Origin of the sequence: Enterobacter cloacae complex sp. 277I4, assembly GCF_050031465.1 — a bacterium.
In the GTDB taxonomy this organism is placed as follows: Bacteria; Pseudomonadota; Gammaproteobacteria; order Enterobacterales; family Enterobacteriaceae; genus Enterobacter; species Enterobacter cloacae.
Genome location: NZ_JBLGWC010000001.1, coordinates 4,321,776 through 4,337,986 on the forward strand (window position 1 = coordinate 4,321,776; position 16,211 = coordinate 4,337,986).

The 16,211-nt window shown below is 52.9% G+C and carries 14 protein-coding genes and 1 pseudogene; 9 read left to right on the forward strand and 6 right to left on the reverse strand.

Features of this window, described 5'->3' with window-relative positions:
* Positions 1 to 47 precede the first annotated feature (47 nt).
* Genes parE through nudF form a run of 5 tightly spaced genes read right to left on the reverse strand, consistent with a single transcriptional unit; the run spans position 48 to position 4,456 of the window.
* Positions 48 to 1,940: a DNA topoisomerase IV subunit B gene (parE, locus tag ACQG19_RS21010; RefSeq protein ID WP_013098740.1), complete on the reverse strand. Its 1,893-nt coding sequence runs from the start codon at positions 1,938 to 1,940 to the stop codon at positions 48 to 50.
* A 28-nt stretch (positions 1,941 to 1,968) separates the two neighbouring features.
* Positions 1,969 to 2,550 (reverse strand): esterase YqiA, encoded by a 582-nt coding sequence (gene yqiA, locus ACQG19_RS21015; protein WP_246932587.1) that lies wholly within the window; start codon positions 2,548 to 2,550, stop codon positions 1,969 to 1,971.
* On the reverse strand, positions 2,550 to 3,377 hold the full coding sequence (gene cpdA / locus ACQG19_RS21020; protein ID WP_020689480.1) for a 3',5'-cyclic-AMP phosphodiesterase: 828 nt from the start codon (positions 3,375 to 3,377) through the stop codon (positions 2,550 to 2,552). The genes yqiA and cpdA overlap by 1 nt, the downstream gene beginning before the upstream one ends.
* Before the next feature lie 27 nt (positions 3,378 to 3,404).
* Entirely contained in the window at positions 3,405 to 3,827 is a 423-nt protein-coding gene (locus tag ACQG19_RS21025) for a DUF1249 family protein (protein ID WP_003862516.1), read from the reverse strand.
* Positions 3,824 to 4,456, reverse strand: coding sequence for an ADP-ribose diphosphatase (nudF, locus tag ACQG19_RS21030; RefSeq protein WP_013098743.1), 633 nt, complete (start codon positions 4,454 to 4,456; stop codon positions 3,824 to 3,826). Before nudF ends, ACQG19_RS21025 begins: the two co-directional genes overlap by 4 nt.
* A 203-nt stretch (positions 4,457 to 4,659) precedes the next feature.
* On the opposite strand from nudF, the gene tolC reads away from it, so the two are divergent.
* The 3 genes from tolC to ACQG19_RS21045 all read left to right on the forward strand — a co-directional run bounded on the left by tolC (position 4,660) and on the right by ACQG19_RS21045 (position 8,145).
* Positions 4,660 to 6,126 (forward strand): outer membrane channel protein TolC, encoded by a 1,467-nt coding sequence (tolC, locus tag ACQG19_RS21035; protein ID WP_020689478.1) that lies wholly within the window; start codon positions 4,660 to 4,662, stop codon positions 6,124 to 6,126.
* Positions 6,127 to 6,316: 190 nt separating this feature from the next.
* Entirely contained in the window at positions 6,317 to 6,982 is a 666-nt protein-coding gene (locus ACQG19_RS21040) for a DUF1190 family protein (protein ID WP_013098745.1), read from the forward strand.
* Between the two features lie 2 nt (positions 6,983 to 6,984).
* Positions 6,985 to 8,145 (forward strand): glutathionylspermidine synthase family protein, encoded by a 1,161-nt coding sequence (locus tag ACQG19_RS21045; RefSeq protein ID WP_029883040.1) that lies wholly within the window; start codon positions 6,985 to 6,987, stop codon positions 8,143 to 8,145.
* Between the two features lie 78 nt (positions 8,146 to 8,223).
* Here ACQG19_RS21045 and ygiD read toward each other — a convergent pair whose 3' ends face one another.
* A complete protein-coding gene (gene ygiD / locus ACQG19_RS21050) occupies positions 8,224 to 9,012 on the reverse strand; it encodes a 4,5-DOPA dioxygenase extradiol (RefSeq protein WP_246932589.1) in 789 nt (262 codons plus the stop codon).
* A 196-nt stretch (positions 9,013 to 9,208) separates the two neighbouring features.
* On the opposite strand from ygiD, the gene zupT reads away from it, so the two are divergent.
* The 6 genes and pseudogenes from zupT (at position 9,209) to ACQG19_RS21080 (ending at position 16,169) form a co-directional block, all read left to right on the forward strand.
* Positions 9,209 to 9,982 carry a zinc transporter ZupT gene (gene zupT, locus ACQG19_RS21055; RefSeq protein WP_013098748.1) on the forward strand — a complete coding sequence of 258 codons (774 nt, stop codon included), beginning with the start codon at positions 9,209 to 9,211 and terminating at the stop codon, positions 9,980 to 9,982.
* A gap of 424 nt (positions 9,983 to 10,406) precedes the next feature.
* Positions 10,407 to 10,982 (forward strand): fimbrial-like protein, encoded by a 576-nt coding sequence (locus tag ACQG19_RS21060; RefSeq protein ID WP_102752812.1) that lies wholly within the window; start codon positions 10,407 to 10,409, stop codon positions 10,980 to 10,982.
* Positions 10,983 to 11,060: 78 nt separating this feature from the next.
* Positions 11,061 to 13,583: pseudogene (locus tag ACQG19_RS21065) on the forward strand (fimbria/pilus outer membrane usher protein).
* Between the two features lie 15 nt (positions 13,584 to 13,598).
* A complete protein-coding gene (locus ACQG19_RS21070; RefSeq protein ID WP_102752810.1) occupies positions 13,599 to 14,333 on the forward strand; it encodes a fimbrial biogenesis chaperone in 735 nt (244 codons plus the stop codon).
* A gap of 2 nt (positions 14,334 to 14,335) precedes the next feature.
* Positions 14,336 to 15,397 (forward strand): fimbrial protein, encoded by a 1,062-nt coding sequence (locus ACQG19_RS21075; protein ID WP_246932628.1) that lies wholly within the window; start codon positions 14,336 to 14,338, stop codon positions 15,395 to 15,397.
* A gap of 214 nt (positions 15,398 to 15,611) precedes the next feature.
* Positions 15,612 to 16,169: a fimbrial protein gene (locus ACQG19_RS21080; RefSeq protein WP_246932591.1), complete on the forward strand. Its 558-nt coding sequence runs from the start codon at positions 15,612 to 15,614 to the stop codon at positions 16,167 to 16,169.
* Positions 16,170 to 16,211 lie beyond the last annotated feature (42 nt).

Genomic DNA, 16,211 nt, shown 5'->3' on the forward strand with positions numbered 1-16,211 from the left:
CGGTGGCGCTAGCGCTTACCGGGCCTACGATTGCTATGGCTGAGGCATCAGGCCTCAATATCCGCCATATCGCCTTTCTCCTGCAGCCAGTTGCGTCGGTCTTCCGAACGTTTTTTGGCCAGCAGCATATCCATCATAGCGTTGGTTTGCTGTTCATCTTCATCGCTGATGGTCAGTTGAACCAGACGACGGGTGTTAGGATCCAGCGTGGTTTCGCGCAGCTGCATTGGGTTCATCTCGCCCAGCCCTTTAAAGCGCTGAACGTTTGGTTTGCCCTTCTTGCGCTTGAGCTGCTCCAGCACACCCGCTTTCTCTTCTTCCGTCAGCGCGTAGTACACCTCTTTGCCGAGATCGATACGGTAGAGCGGCGGCAGCGCGACGTAGACGTGGCCGTTTTTCACCAGCGTGCGGAAGTGCTTCACGAACAGTGCGCACAACAGCGTGGCGATGTGCAGACCATCGGAGTCCGCATCCGCGAGGATACAGATCTTGCCGTAGCGCAGCTGGCTAAGATCTTCGCTGTCCGGATCGATACCGATCGCAACAGAGATATCATGCACTTCCTGCGAGGCCAGCACTTCATCAGACGAGACTTCCCAGGTATTCAGGATTTTACCTTTAAGCGGCATGATCGCCTGGTATTCACGGTCGCGCGCCTGCTTGGCCGATCCCCCTGCCGAGTCCCCTTCCACCAGGAACAGCTCGGTACGGTTAAGATCCTGCGCGGTACAGTCCGCCAGCTTGCCCGGCAGCGCAGGGCCGCTGGTGAGCTTTTTACGCACCACTTTCTTCGCCGCACGCAGACGACGCTGCGCGCTGGAGATCGCCATTTCCGCCAGCATCTCTGCAGCCTGAACGTTCTGGTTCAGCCACAGGGTGAAGGCATCTTTGACCACGCCGGAAACAAAGGCCGCACACTGACGCGAGGAGAGACGCTCTTTGGTTTGCCCGGCAAACTGCGGATCCTGCATCTTCACGGAAAGCACGTAGGCGCAGCGATCCCAGATATCTTCCGCCGACAGCTTCACGCCGCGCGGCAGAATGTTGCGGTATTCGCAGAATTCACGCATCGCATCCAGCAGACCCTGACGCAGCCCGTTAACGTGCGTACCGCCGAGCATGGTTGGGATCAGGTTGACGTAACTTTCGGTCAGCAGCTCACCGCCTTCCGGCAGCCACAGCAGCGCCCAGTCCACCGCTTCGGTGTCACCGGTGAAATTACCGACGAACGGTTTTTCCGGCAGCGTCGGCAGGCCGTTTACCGCTTCGCACAGGTAGTCGTTCAGACCGTCGGCATAGCACCAGCTCTGCTCGGTATTGTTGACGTTATCTTTAAACGTGATTTCCACGCCAGGGCACAGTACCGCTTTGGCTTTCAGCAGGTGCGTCAGGCGAGAAACGGAGAAACGTGGGCTGTCGAAGAAGCTTTCGTCAGGCCAGAAGTGGACGCTGGTGCCGGTGTTGCGTTTACCGCACGTGCCGACAACCTGCAGATCCTGCACTTTCTCGCCGTTTTCAAACGCGATGTTATACACCTGGCCGTCGCGGCGAACATTCACTTCCACGCGCTTAGACAGGGCGTTAACCACGGAGATCCCCACGCCGTGCAAACCACCGGAGAACTGGTAGTTCTTGTTGGAGAACTTACCACCCGCATGCAGTCGGCAGAGGATCAGCTCAACGGCCGGTACGCCCTCTTCCGGGTGGATATCCACCGGCATGCCGCGACCGTCGTCGATAACTTCCAGCGACTGATCGGCATGCAGGATAACGTCGACGCGTTTGGCATGGCCTGCCAGCGCTTCGTCGACACTGTTATCAATAACTTCCTGGCCCAGATGGTTTGGGCGCGTCGTATCGGTGTACATCCCCGGGCGGCGGCGAACCGGCTCAAGCCCGGTGAGTACCTCAATGGCATCAGCGTTATAGGTTTGCGTCATGATTTAAACTAGCAATTCGCATTGATTGTCAGAGGCTGTGCAGTCCAAGAAAATCGACAATCTGGGTGAAATGATCTTCAAAGCCCGTGAAAGCATGGTTTCCGCCCTCTTCTATAGTCTGGCGGCAGGAGGCGTAATACGCCACTGCCTGGCGGTAATCCAGCACTTCATCACCCGTTTGTTGCAGCAGCCAGATCAGGTCCGGTGCTTCAAGCGGGTCGACCTGCATAACTTTGAGATCGTAAATATGGCGTGACTCTATCACATATTGTTGGCCGGTGTAGGGGTTCTCGTTTTCGCCAAGAAAGTCCCGCAGCAGCTCAAACGGTCGAACCGCCGGGTTAACCACAACGGCGGGCAGCATAAAGCATTGCGAGAGCCATGTGGCGTAATACCCTCCCAGCGAGGAACCCACCACGCCGAAAGATTCGCCGCCGTGTTCCAGAACAATGGATTCCAGCATCTCCGCCGCCTCTGCCGGATAAGGCGGCAGCTGCGGGATAATCATCTCAACGTGCGGATGATGCTCGCTCAGCCACTGGCGTAACTGTGTCGCTTTGGCAGATCGCGGCGAGCTGTTGAACCCATGCAGGTAGAGGAGCGTAGACATCAATAGCCTTCTGAAGCAGTATCGGGGCGGAATTGCGCGCCTGCCAGACGGCAGACTTCCGTGGTCAGTGAACCATCCGCATGCAGTTCCAGCCAGCGCCAGCCCGGCGCGATGGTATCCAGGGTAAAGTTCGCGCAGTGCGGCTTAAACTGAACGCAGGTCGACGGCGTCGCCAGCAGACGGCGGCCATTCCAGTCGAGATCCTGTTCCTGATGAATGTGTCCGCACAGCAGATTCTTCACGCGCGGGAATTTCACCAGCACGCTATCCAGGGCGGCAGAATTGCGCAGGCTGTGTTGATCGAGCCAGCTACAGCCCGCCGGAAGCGGATGATGATGAAGCAAAAGCAGCGTATGTCGCGCCGGTTCGGCGGCCAGTTTGGTCTCCAGCCAGTCGAGCTGAAACTCGCTTAACTCACCGTGCGGGACGCCAAACACCTGGCTGTCGAGCAGCAGGATCTGCCACTGCTCACCGGCAAACACACACTTCGCCGGAGAGATCCCCGCCTCCTGAAGAGAGCTGTACATCGCAGGCTGAAAGTCGTGGTTGCCCGGAAGCCAGACGCACGGCACGCTAAAGCTCGCGATGCCTTCAGCAAAATGCTGGTAGGCCGCGGAGGATTGATCCTGCGCCAGATCGCCCGTTGCAACGATCAGATCGCAGGCACGATTTTCAGCGTGAATAGCGCTAAGTACAGCCTGATAACTCTCCCAGGTGTTCACCCCCAGCAGCGTTTCATGCTTTTCGGCAAAAAGGTGAGTATCGGTGATTTGTAATATCCTGACTGGTGCCCCACCAGCAACAGTCAGGTTCAACAGGCTTTCCAAATGGTGTCCTTAGGTAGGTTTATGACGCTAACAAACCGGAATCGCCATTGCTCCATGTGCTAAACAATATCTTAGCCAGTCGGCTAAAAACTGGTTAATTTGATGCTTTTCGTCGCGTTGATGCAACTTTTTATTCGGGTAATCATACCGCGCTTTAAAACGAAAGATCTGCTGACTTGAACACACTTCAGCGACCATCGCGTCGTGGTAGAGCCGCACCGTCATTGACGGCAGGCTCCAGTAGCTAATGCTGGGTGCCGTTTGTTCGATTTCCACCAGCGTAGTGTAGCGCGTTGATTCTGTTATCGTTAATCGATACTGCGCGTTGCTCACCTGATAGCTTACCGTTTCGCCGGGTGCGTCGTTTCTCGGCAGCAGGCGGCGCAATTGTGCGAAATTGGTTTCGCACAGGCGCATCATTTCTGGGAAGTCAGGTGTATAACGCTTCATTTTTTCCACTCGTTTCGTAATGTCTGATAATGCAGTTGCAGCCATTGCAGGGCGATGACAGACGCTGCGTTGTCGATTTTCCCCTCTTCTACCCACTGGTAAGCCTGCTCCCGACTCACCACATGAACCCGAATATCTTCGTTTTCATCTGCCAGACCGTGGATCCCATCCGCGGTCGTGGCGTCCACTTCGCCCACCATGATGGACAAGCGCTCGCTGGTGCCTCCCGGACTGGCCAGATAGCTGAGCACCGGTTTTGTGCGGCCAACGATCAGCCCCGCCTCTTCCAGCGCCTCGCGGCGGGCAACGTCTTCAACCGACTCGCCCTCTTCGATCATGCCGGCGACCATCTCCAGTAACCACGGGCTTTCACTGACGTCATACGCCGCAATGCGAATCTGCTCAACCAGTACGACTTCATCACGCACTGGGTCAAAGGGTAGCAAGACTGCTGCATGCCCGCGCTCAAAAATTTCGCGCCTGATTTCGCCGCTCATCTCACCGTTAAACAGGCGATGCCTGAAACGGTAAAGTTCCATTGAAAAAAAACCGCTATAAAGCGTTTCTCGTGCAATAATTTCTACATCGTTTTTGGCGAATGTCACGGGCAACTTATCTGGTTTTTGCATGAGTCGAGTCCTGGTAGCAATGGTGATGAAATTATGAATTTCAAGGCTGTTTGGCTGCCGTTTGCAAGGCTATATGGTAGATTGGTGCAAATTAACGCCACATGGCACATTACGCCAACCTTTTGGTGTGGATGATTCTGTTAGAATCGGCAATTATTTTTAATTAGATCAGCGCTAATACTGCTTCACAACAAGGAATGCAAATGAAGAAATTGCTCCCCATCCTTATCGGCCTGAGCCTGACGGGCTTCAGTGCAATGAGCCAGGCGGAAAACCTGTTACAGGTCTACCAGCAGGCACGTCTGGGCAACCCTGATTTACGTAAATCAGCGGCCGATCGTGATGCTGCGTTTGAAAAGATTAACGAAGCGCGTAGCCCACTGCTGCCGCAGTTAGGTTTAGGTGCAGATTATACCTACAGCAACGGTTTCCGCGACGCTAACGGCGTTAACTCCAATGCTACCAGCGCCTCACTGCAATTAACACAGACGCTGTTTGATATGTCCAAATGGCGCGCACTGACCCTGCAGGAAAAGAGCGCGGGTATCCAGGATGTGACCTATCAGACCGACCAGCAAACGCTGATCCTGAACACGGCGACTGCGTACTTCAACGTGCTGAGCGCGATTGACTCGCTCTCCTATACTGAAGCGCAGAAACAGGCAATTTACCGTCAGTTAGATCAAACCACCCAGCGTTTCAACGTGGGCCTGGTCGCCATCACTGACGTGCAGAACGCCCGTTCACAGTACGACAGCGTACTGGCCAACGAAGTGACCGCGCGTAACAACCTCGACAACGCGCTGGAATCTCTGCGTCAGGTCACCGGTAATTACTATCCAGAACTGGCTTCCCTGAACGTAGATAACTTCAAGACCGATAAGCCGCAGGCGGTGAATGCCCTGCTGAAAGAAGCAGAAAACCGCAACCTGACCTTACTGCAGGCGCGTCTGAGCCAGGACCTGGCCCGCGAGCAGATTCGTCAGGCGCAGGATGGCCACCTGCCAACCCTGAGCCTGAGCGCCTCCACCGGCGTGTCTGATACCAGCTACAGCGGTTCTAAAACCAACACCGCCCAGTATGACGACAGCAACCAGGGCCAGAACAAAGTCGGCCTGAGCTTCTCACTGCCGCTGTATCAGGGCGGTTTGGTGAATTCTCAGGTGAAACAGGCGCAGTACAACTTCGTTGGCGCAAGCGAGCAGTTGGAAAGCGCCCACCGCAACGTGGTGCAGACCGTGCGTTCGTCGTTCAACAACGTGAACGCTTCTATCAGCAGCATCAACGCGTATAAACAAGCCGTTGTGTCTGCCCAAAGCTCCCTGGATGCAATGGAAGCCGGTTACTCCGTCGGTACCCGTACCATTGTTGACGTGCTGGACGCGACCACCACGCTGTATAACGCGAAACAGCAGCTCTCCAGCGCACGTTACCAGTACCTGATTAACCAGCTGAACATCAAGCAGGCGCTGGGTACGCTGAACGAGCAGGACCTGCTGGCGCTGAACAATGCGCTGGGTAAACCGGTCTCAACCTCGCCGGACAGCGTGGCACCGGAGAACCCGGAGCAGGTTGCTGCGGTTGATAACTTCAACGCTAATAGCAGCGCGCCTGCTGCACAGCCAGCCGCTGCGCGTACCAACACCGGCAGCAATCCGTTCCGTCACTAAGAGTGTCATCAGGCCCACTGCGGCCTGATGCCCTCACCCCAGCCCTCTCCTACAGGGAGAGGGAGCATCTGAATCACATCCGAACGTAAGCCAACGTAAAGATCCCCCTGATTCCGACCCTCTTCGCTTCATTTTCAACCACTCATCCTCTATCCTGAGCGTTATAACCACTGGGTCCTGGAAGACAAATATGAAACGGACAAAATCCATAAATCACGCTTCGTTCCGCAAAAGCTGGAACGCGCGTCACCTCACCCCTGTTGCGCTGGCGGTTACCGCTGTCTTTATGCTGGCAGGCTGTGAGAAAAGCGATGAAACGGTCTCTCTGTATCAAAATGCGGAAGACTGCTCAGCCGCAACCGGTAACGCGGCAGAATGTAAGACCGCCTATAACAACGCCCTGAAAGAAGCGGAACGTACCGCACCGAAATATGCCACACGCGAAGACTGCGTGGCAGAGTTCGGTGAAGGCCAGTGTCAGCAGACACCGGCTCAGGCGGGAACGGCGCCAGAAAATCAGGCGCAGGCTCAGTCCAGCGGCAGCTTCTGGATGCCACTGATGGCCGGCTATATGATGGGCCGCCTGATGGGCGGCGGGGCGGGTTACCAGCAGCAGCCGCTGTTTAGCTCGAAAAACCCGGCCAGCCCGGCCTACGGCCAATACACCGATGCCAGCGGCAAAGGCTATGGCGCAGCAACGCCTGGCCGCACCGTGACCGTACCGAAAACGGCGATGGCTCCGAAACCGGCTACCACCAGCACCATCACCCGCGGCGGGTTCGGTGAATCTGTGGCGAAACAGACCAGCATGCAGCGCAGCGCGACGGGCACGTCAACTCGCTCAATGGGCGGCTGATCATGGAACGAGTCAGTATCACCGAGCGCCCGGACTGGCGCGAAAAAGCGACCGAATACGGTTTTAACTTCCACACCATGTATGGCGAGCCGTACTGGTGTGAAGACGCTTATTACAAACTGACGCTCGCCCAGGTGGAAAAACTGGAGGCGGTGACGGCAGAGCTCCATCAGATGTGCCTGAAGGTTGTCGAGAAAGTGATCGACAGCGACGAGCTGATGGCTAAATTCCGCATTCCGAAGCACACCTGGGGCTTTGTGCGCCAGTCGTGGAAAACCAGCCAGCCCTCGCTCTATTCTCGCCTTGATCTGGCGTGGGATGGCGTGGGTGAACCTAAGCTTCTTGAAAATAACGCCGATACGCCAACCTCTCTGTATGAAGCGGCCTTCTTCCAGTGGATCTGGCTGGAAGACCAGATGAACGCCGGAAACCTGCCGGAAGAGAGCGACCAGTTCAATAGCCTGCAGGAAAAGTTGATTGAGCGTTTCGCCGAGCTGCGTGAACAGCACGGTTTCAACCTGCTGCATCTCGCCTGCTGCCGTGACACGGAAGAAGATCGTGGAACGGTTCAGTATCTGCAGGATTGTGCTGCCGAAGCGGAAGTCGCCACCGAGTTTCTCTATATAGAGGATATCGGTCTGGGCGAGAAAGGTCAGTTTACTGACCTGCAGGATCAGGTGATCAGTAACCTGTTCAAGCTCTACCCGTGGGAATATATGCTGCGTGAGATGTTCTCCACCAAGCTGGAAGACGCTGGCGTGCGCTGGCTGGAACCAGCGTGGAAGAGCATCATCTCCAACAAAGCCCTGCTGCCGATGTTGTGGGAAATGTTCCCGAACCACCCGAACCTGCTGCCGGCATACTTTGCGGAAGATGATTACCCGCAAATGGAAAAATATGTCGTGAAGCCAATTTTCTCCCGCGAGGGGGCAAACGTCTCCATTATCGAAAACGGTAAAACGCTGGAAGCGGTTGAAGGGCCTTACGGCGAAGAAGGAATGATCGTCCAGGCATTTTATCAGCTGCCGAAATTTGGCGACAGCTATACGCTGATTGGCAGCTGGCTCATCAACGATCAGCCAGCCGGGATTGGCATCCGCGAAGATCGCGCGCTGATCACGCAGGATCTGTCACGGTTCTATCCGCATATTTTTGTTGAGTAGAGTGCGGCCTGATGCCCTCTCCCACGGGAGAGGGTGTAAACATAAAAACGGCAACCGCAGGTTGCCGCTTTGCTTTTATTACCCCACCTGCACCGACAGCATACTCAAACTCCCCATCTCAATACCGTCGACCGGGATCATCACCGGTTCCTGGCCATCCCACGCGCCAAGAACGTACAGCAGCGGCAGGAAGTGTTCCGGCGTTGGGTTAGAGAGCGAACCGCCTTCGTGATCCAGATAGTTCACCAGCGGATGCTGCTCAACCGGGCCTTGCCAGGTCAGATTGTCTTTAACGTAATCGTTAAAGGACGTTGCCCATGGGTAAGATGTATTTTCACCGTGCCAGCGCGCCGTACGCAGGTTGTGTACCACGTTACCGCTTGCCACCAGCATAATGCCTTCATCACGAAGCGTAGCCAGCTTGCGGCCCATCTCCATGTGCCAGGCTGCCGGTTTAGTACTGTCGATACTCAACTGCACCATCGGGATGTCGGCGTCCGGGTACATTTTTATCAGCACGCCCCATGAGCCGTGGTCAAAGCCCCAGGCCTCTTTATCCAGCGCGACCGGGACAGGTGCCAGCAAATCCACCAGCTTCTGTGCCAGCTCGGGCGAGCCGGGGGCCGGATAATGCGTGTCGTACAACGCCTGCGGGAAACCGCCAAAATCATGGATTGTTTTTGGCGCCTCCATGGCAGTTACGCCAGTGCCACGGGTGAACCAATGTGCAGACACCACCACAATCGCCTTCGGACGCGGCAACGTCTCGCCCAGGTGACGCCATGTGCGGGTGTAGACGTTGTCTTCCAGAACGTTCATTGGGCTACCGTGGCCTAAAAACAGTGCTGGCATACGTGAAGAAGTCATGGTGATATCCTTACAGAAGGTGTCAATTTGATGGTGCTACATTACGCTTAACACGATGAAGATGAACGCAGATAAGCGTGAAGATCATCATCAGGAAATTTGAATGTAAGGAATATGTAAAACAGAGGTTCCCCTCTCGCTTTGGCCAACGTGAATTATTAGTATTAATGAGAATCATTATCACAAGGAGCATTGCATGTCCGTCCCCTTGATCCTGACCATCCTGGCGGGTGCCGCCACCTTTATCGGTGCGATCCTCGGTGTGCTTGGTCAAAAGCCGTCTAACCGCGTGCTGGCCTTTTCACTGGGATTTGCTGCCGGCATTATGCTGCTCATCTCTCTGATGGAGATGCTGCCTGCCGCACTGGGCACAGAAGGCATGTCTCCGGTACTGGGTTACGGCATGTTTGTGTTTGGTCTGCTGGGCTATTTTGCGCTCGATCGCATGCTGCCCCATGCACATCCTCAGGATTTGATGCAAAAAAGCGTCGCGCCGGTGCCGCAAAAGATTAAACGTACTGCCATCCTCCTCACGCTCGGCATCAGCCTGCACAACTTCCCGGAGGGTGTCGCGACCTATGTCACCGCCAGCAGCAACCTGGAGATGGGTCTGGGTATCGCCCTGGCGGTGGCCTTACACAATATTCCTGAAGGGCTAGCCGTTGCCGGACCGGTTTATGCCGCCACGGGATCAAAACGCACCGCCGTGTTCTGGGCCGGGATATCGGGAATGGCGGAAATTCTCGGGGGCGTACTGGCGTGGCTGATACTGGGAAGCCTGGTTTCACCGGTGGTGATGGCCGCCATTATGGCCGCGGTTGCGGGGATTATGGTGGCGCTGTCGGTTGATGAACTGATGCCGCTGGCGAAAGAGATCGATCCTAACAACAATCCGAGTTATGGGGTGTTGTGCGGAATGTCTGTAATGGGATTAAGCCTGGTGTTGTTACAAACGGCGGGTATTGGCTGAACGGTTGCGCTTCCTTATTTGAGGGAGCGCAATTTCTTTTAATGTCAGTGAATACCAACTATCAGTATTAATGATATAAAGTCCGGCACCATACTTTCTAATCGCCATAGAATTCACTTAAGAAATATTATTTATAACTATTCCCCGTAAAATAATTACCGCTTCGTGTATTTAAAAAAACTCAAAAGATTGATGTCAATCACTATTTAAACCGAGCATTCTGGCTGTTGAGTAACAGCATTTTTCCCATTTATAACTTCAAATGATTTATTAATAGTCTCTAAATCCCCCATTTAGAAATGCTCACGAGATGAACCATATTGCGACTGGTATATTTCGACCGCTTTAATGAAATAAAAGTGTTGCAATATTAATTCATTAAAATTATTGCGCCATCCACTCCTAGATAAAGGATTATATCTTCATGTTTAACAAGACTATTCTGGCAGTTACGACAACTGCATTGCTTTCTGGTCTGTCATTTACTGCTATGGCAGCAGATAACCAGGGCTCGGGGAAGATCACGTTCACCGGTGAAGTTATCAGTGCGCCTTGCTCTATCACCCCGGGAGATGAAAATCAGACTATTGAATTAGGAGAAGTCGCGGATAGCGTGCTGAACAGCGGTAAAAACTCGCTGCCGGTTGACGTGAATATCCACCTGCAGGATTGCATTCTCTCTTCTACCACCGGACAAACCACCACCACGATCGACAAAGTGAAGGTCACCTTTGCCTCCGCAAGTACCGATTCGACCGACACCAGCCTGATGAAAAACACGCTTGACGGCAACATCGGCGGTGCAACTGGTGTGGGCGTTCGCTTGCTGGATAGCGGCAGCAATAAAGTCACGCTGGGTACGCCGATTGAAGTGTCCTTCCCTACCACAAATGCCTATCAGGAACTGAACTTCAAAGCCCGAATGGAACCGGTATCTGGCAGCCAGGCTACCCCGGGTAACGTTCAGGCCCAGGCGAACTATATCCTTGAATACAAGTAATTTGATTGCCGTCTGAAAACGTAGCCGATGAAGGACTCATCGGCTTTTATGCCTTCTTTTTAAAAGCGAAACGGATTTATGCTAAAACACTCAGCGCATCAACTCTCCCGCCTCTCTGCTTTTATAAAGTATTCGCTGAGTGCCACACTTTACTCAGCTTTATTCGTGTTGCCTGTCTCCGCTGTTGAATTCAACACAGATATGATTGACGTTGAAGACCGAAGTAATATTGATATTTCCCAGTTTGAGAAAAAAGGCCACATCGCGCCGGGTAGCTATCTCGTCCGCATTCAGGTCAATAAAAACACGTTGCCTCAATCCGCAACAATGGAGTGGATCGCAACGGAAAACGAAAGCGGTTCGCAAATTTGCGTGAATGCCGGGCAGTTATCCGCTTTCGGACTGAGCACCGATTTTATTTCGCGGCTCCATTATTCTCAGGGCGGACGTTGCCTTGATCTTTCGGCTGTTCCTGAGCTGGGCTTTTCCCTTAATAAAGGGACAATGGTGCTTTCCGTCACCGTTCCCCAGGCATGGATGAAATATCAGGCGAAGAACTGGACGCCGCCGGAATATTGGGATGAAGGCATTGCGGGTGTTTTACTTGATTATAATCTCTATGGCAGCCAGTACGATCCGCACGGGGGCGACGACAGCCAGAATTTCAGCGCCTACGGCACGCTCGGGTTTAACCTCGGCGCGTGGCGTCTGCGTTCAGATTATCAATATAACCAAAACTTTCGTCGCGGTGAGTCTACAGGCAGCGAAAGCAGTCTGGCACGAACTTATCTCTACCGCCCTATCCCTTCGCTGTCATCAAAAGTGACGCTGGGGCAATATGATTTAAGCTCAGATATTTTTGATACCTTCCACTTTACCGGTGCATCACTGGAAAGTGATGAAAGTATGCTGCCGCCTGATTTACAGGGTTATGCACCACAAATTAACGGCATCGCGTAGACCAATGCCAAAGTGACCGTCTCCCAGTCTGGCCGCGTTCTTTATCAAACAACCGTCGCGCCGGGACCGTTCACCATTTCAGACCTGGGTGAAACCTACCAGGGACAGCTGGATGTGGTGGTCGAAGAGGAAGATGGGCGCAAAACCACCTTCCAGGTGGGTTCATCCTCAATCCCCTTCCTGACCCGAAAAGGCCAGGTGCGCTATAAAACATCCATCGGTAAGCCCACCGCTACGGGCCATAACGACATCAATAACCCGCTTTTCTGGACAGGTGAACTCTCGTGGGGCTGGCTGAGTAATGTGTCACTGTATGGCGGCACCCTGCTGACGGCGGATGATTATCAGGCCATGACCACCGGTATCGGCTTCAACCTGGATTCGTTCGGCTCGATCTCTTTTGATGTGACGGGCGCCGAGGCCACGCTCCATCAGGGAAAAAATGAGACACAGCGTGGGTACAGCTATCGCGCCAACTACGCAAAACGTTTTGAGGCGACCGGCAGCCAAATCACCTTCGCAGGTTATCGATTCTCGGATAAAGAATATGTCTCAATGAGTGAATATCTCGCCTCCCGGGACGGAGATACCTCAACGACAAACGAAAAAGAGAGTTATGTTATCTCCTTCAACCAGTACCTTGATTCGCTGGCATTAAATACCTATCTCAACGTCACCCGTAACACCTACTGGGACAACAGCAGCAACACAAACTACTCCTTTTCGCTGAGCCGCAATTTTGATATCGGCAATTTAAGAGGTTTATCCGCATCGCTGGCGCTAAGCCGCGTGCGCTGGGATGACAGCGACGAAAACCAGGTCTATTTCGCCTTCACCCTCCCGCTGGAGCAAAGTCGTAGCATTATGTACAGCTACCAGCGATCGGGCGGCGACAGCGCGTCTCATATGGCTTCTTACTATGACGCCTCCGATCGCAACAATACGTGGAATCTCTCGGCCTCTACGACGGAAGACGATTTGCGCGAAGGCGAACCGTCATTGCGCGGTGGATACCAGCACTATTCTCCTTACGGGCGTCTCAATCTTTCAGGAAGCGTTCAGCCCAACCAATACCGTTCGATCAGCGCGGGCTGGAACGGCTCGATCACCGCCACGCGACATGGCGTAGCCCTGCATGATTACAGCCCGGCCAATAACGCCCGCATGATGATCGATGCCGATGGCGTTGACGGAATTGAGGTCAACAGTTCGCGCACGCGCACTAACGCATTCGGTATTGCTGTCGTTCCCTCACTCAGCAACTACACCACCTCCACGGTGCGCGTTAACAGCAACACGCTGCCTGATGGCGTGGATATAGCAACCTCCGTTATTCGCACCACGCTGACGGAAGGTGCCATTGGTTACAGCAAGCTGAACGCCACCACGGGCTACCAGATTGTCGGCATTATTCGACAGGAAAACGGTCAGTTCCCTCCTTTGGGCGTCAGTATCGTCGACAGCGCTACGGGTAAAGAGGTCGGTCTGGTTGCCGAAGAAGGGTTTGTTTATCTCAGCGGGATTCAGGAAAACAGTACGTTACGTCTCACCTGGTCTGACAAAGCGTGTGAAATCACGCCGCCGAACCAAAGTAACCTTAACGGTGACGCTATATTTTTACCTTGTAAAACAGTGCATTAATTCAGGATGAATAAAATGAACATCACGATGATTTCAAAAGGACTTATCTGTTTCCTTGGCACGTGCAGCTTTGCCTGGGCCACCGTATCGCCCGACAGAACACGCATCATTTTCAACGCCTCAGCAAAAAGCGTGTCGGTCAGACTGATAAACCAGAGTAAAACCGATCCTTATCTGGCTCAGTCGTGGATTGAGGATAAAGCGGGTAAAAAAACGCGCGAGTTTATCTCTCCTGTTCCGCCACTGCTGCGTATCGAGCCGGAGGAACAGGCGCAGGTTCGCCTGATGGCGCAGCAAAACATCAGCCGACTTCCAGCCGATCGCGAGTCGCTGTTTTATTACAACATGCGGGAGATCCCACCCAAAGCCGAGCAGAAGAACGTGATGCAAATCGCCATGCAAAGCCGCCTTAAACTGTTCTGGCGGCCAAAAGCCATTGAGCTTAAGGAGGGCCAGTTTGTTCCGCTGGATAAAGTGGTTATATCCCGCGCCTCGGGTACGCTGCAGTTTAAAAACAGCAGCCCCTATTACATCACCGTGGGCTATATCGGACTGAACGGTAAAACCTTATTGCCGGGCGCAGAGAGCGTAATGATTGAGCCGTTTGGTCAGGCCAGCCAGTCACTGGCTAAGCTGCCCGCTGAATTTCAAGTCGGGTATATCAGCGATTATGGCGGTCTGGAAATGTTTAAGGTGAGTTGTAACGCGGTGCAACCTGCCTGCCAGAGCAAACCGGTGAATAAGGGATAATGATGAAAAAAATATATCTCGTGGTGATTGCCCTTTTATGTTTGTTCTCATCCTCCGCATGGGCGATGGACTGTTACAAAGATTCATTGGGCGGTCAAAGTCTGGTCACAACAACGCTCCCGACGTTCACGGTCCCAGCCAACGCCCCAGCCGGACAAAAAATTTGGGAAAGCGGCGATTTGCTGGTGACGGTATATTGCGATCACGCCACCCGCGACAGTACAAAACCTGTCTCGCAGGATCCCTGGAGTGAACACGTTTATGCCTATATCCTGGACAGTTTTCATAACACCGATAGCCTGATGACCAACAATCCCTATCTGGCGTTTGGCGTAACCTATAACGGTATTGACTATGACATCCCCGATATCAAAATTGATACGGGAGCCTGCCTTGATAAGCAGGATGATAAGTGGGGTGACTACAAGGAAGCAGCCTGCAATGGCGTCACAATTCAGAAAAACATCACGTTTAGCGTGCGCTTTCGTCTCTACGTGAAGCTAAAAGCGATACCAAAAGAGCAGTTTGACTATACCTTTCCCTCCGTCACCGTACTGACGTTTGACGGTTCAGGCGGAATCAACACGCTTCCAAAAGCAAAAAACCTGCATTACGACATTACCGGGCTGTCAAATATTCACTTCCTGGACTGCGGTGTGGATATCCGGATCTACCCTGAAAATCAGATTGTGAATTTTGGCCAGTTTACGGAGAGCGCAGTCAACGCCAACGCCGTCACCTCACCGTTTAGCATTTCGACAATCCGGGATGCCACTGCTGGCTGTTCAGAACAATTTGACGTGACGACCAGCTTTTACACCACCGATACGCTCTACGATAATACGCATCTGGACATGGGAAATGGTTTACTCATGCGTCTCATTGATAAAACCAATGGCGATGTGACGTACAACCAGTATCTTCCTTTTGCAACCTATCACCCTGATGATACGGAGACGACGCTGACGCACGACTATACGGCTGAGCTAACCCGCAAACCTGGTGAAGCCATTATTCCTGGACCATTCAGTAAAGACATTATTGTCAAAATCAATTATCAATAATTGATCAAAAAGCAGACCAGCATCTCCTGTTGGTCTGCTTTTTTAGCCCCTCGCCCTCTTTTTTCTGCGTAAGCCATTCACTTCAATAATTAATAAACGCATACTTAAAGTGTCTTTAATTATTTTTTAATCACGCATTGTTACAATTAGTTTTAGAATACAACCGCCTCAAACATCAATATCTCTTAAATATTATTCATAACAAGGATATTTCATGCGAAATATTTCAAAAACACTTTTGGCGGTTGCTTTAGGCTCTTTTATCTCTGGCAATGCACTGGCAAGCGATCAAGGCTCCGGTAAAATTACCTTTAAGGGCGTTATTATTGACGCACCATGCAATATTGCACCAGACAGTATTGATAAAGAGATTGAACTTGGCCAGTTCACCACGGCGGTGATGAATGTGAATAAAAAATCCACGGCGGTACCGGTTGATATTAACCTGGAAAACTGCCAGCTTGACGCTGCAGATGAAACCGCAACACCCGTCACCAAAGTGGACGTAACCTTCAGCAGCACCGCTACCGACGCAACCGATACCAGCCTGATGAGCAACACCTATGCGGGCGGCGCGCAGAACGTGGGCCTTCGTTTACTGGATAATGCAGAGACCCCTATCACGCTTGGTACGGCTCAAACTGTCGATCTTTCTGCGGGTTCAGCGACCCAGACGCTGCACTTCAAAGCGCAGATGGAAGTGGTCGATGGTAAAACAGCAACGGCAGGCCAGGTCGAATCTACCGCGAATTACGTCCTGTTGTATAAATAAGCCCATACCGTTAATTATATTTCGGCTGGCAATATATTTGCC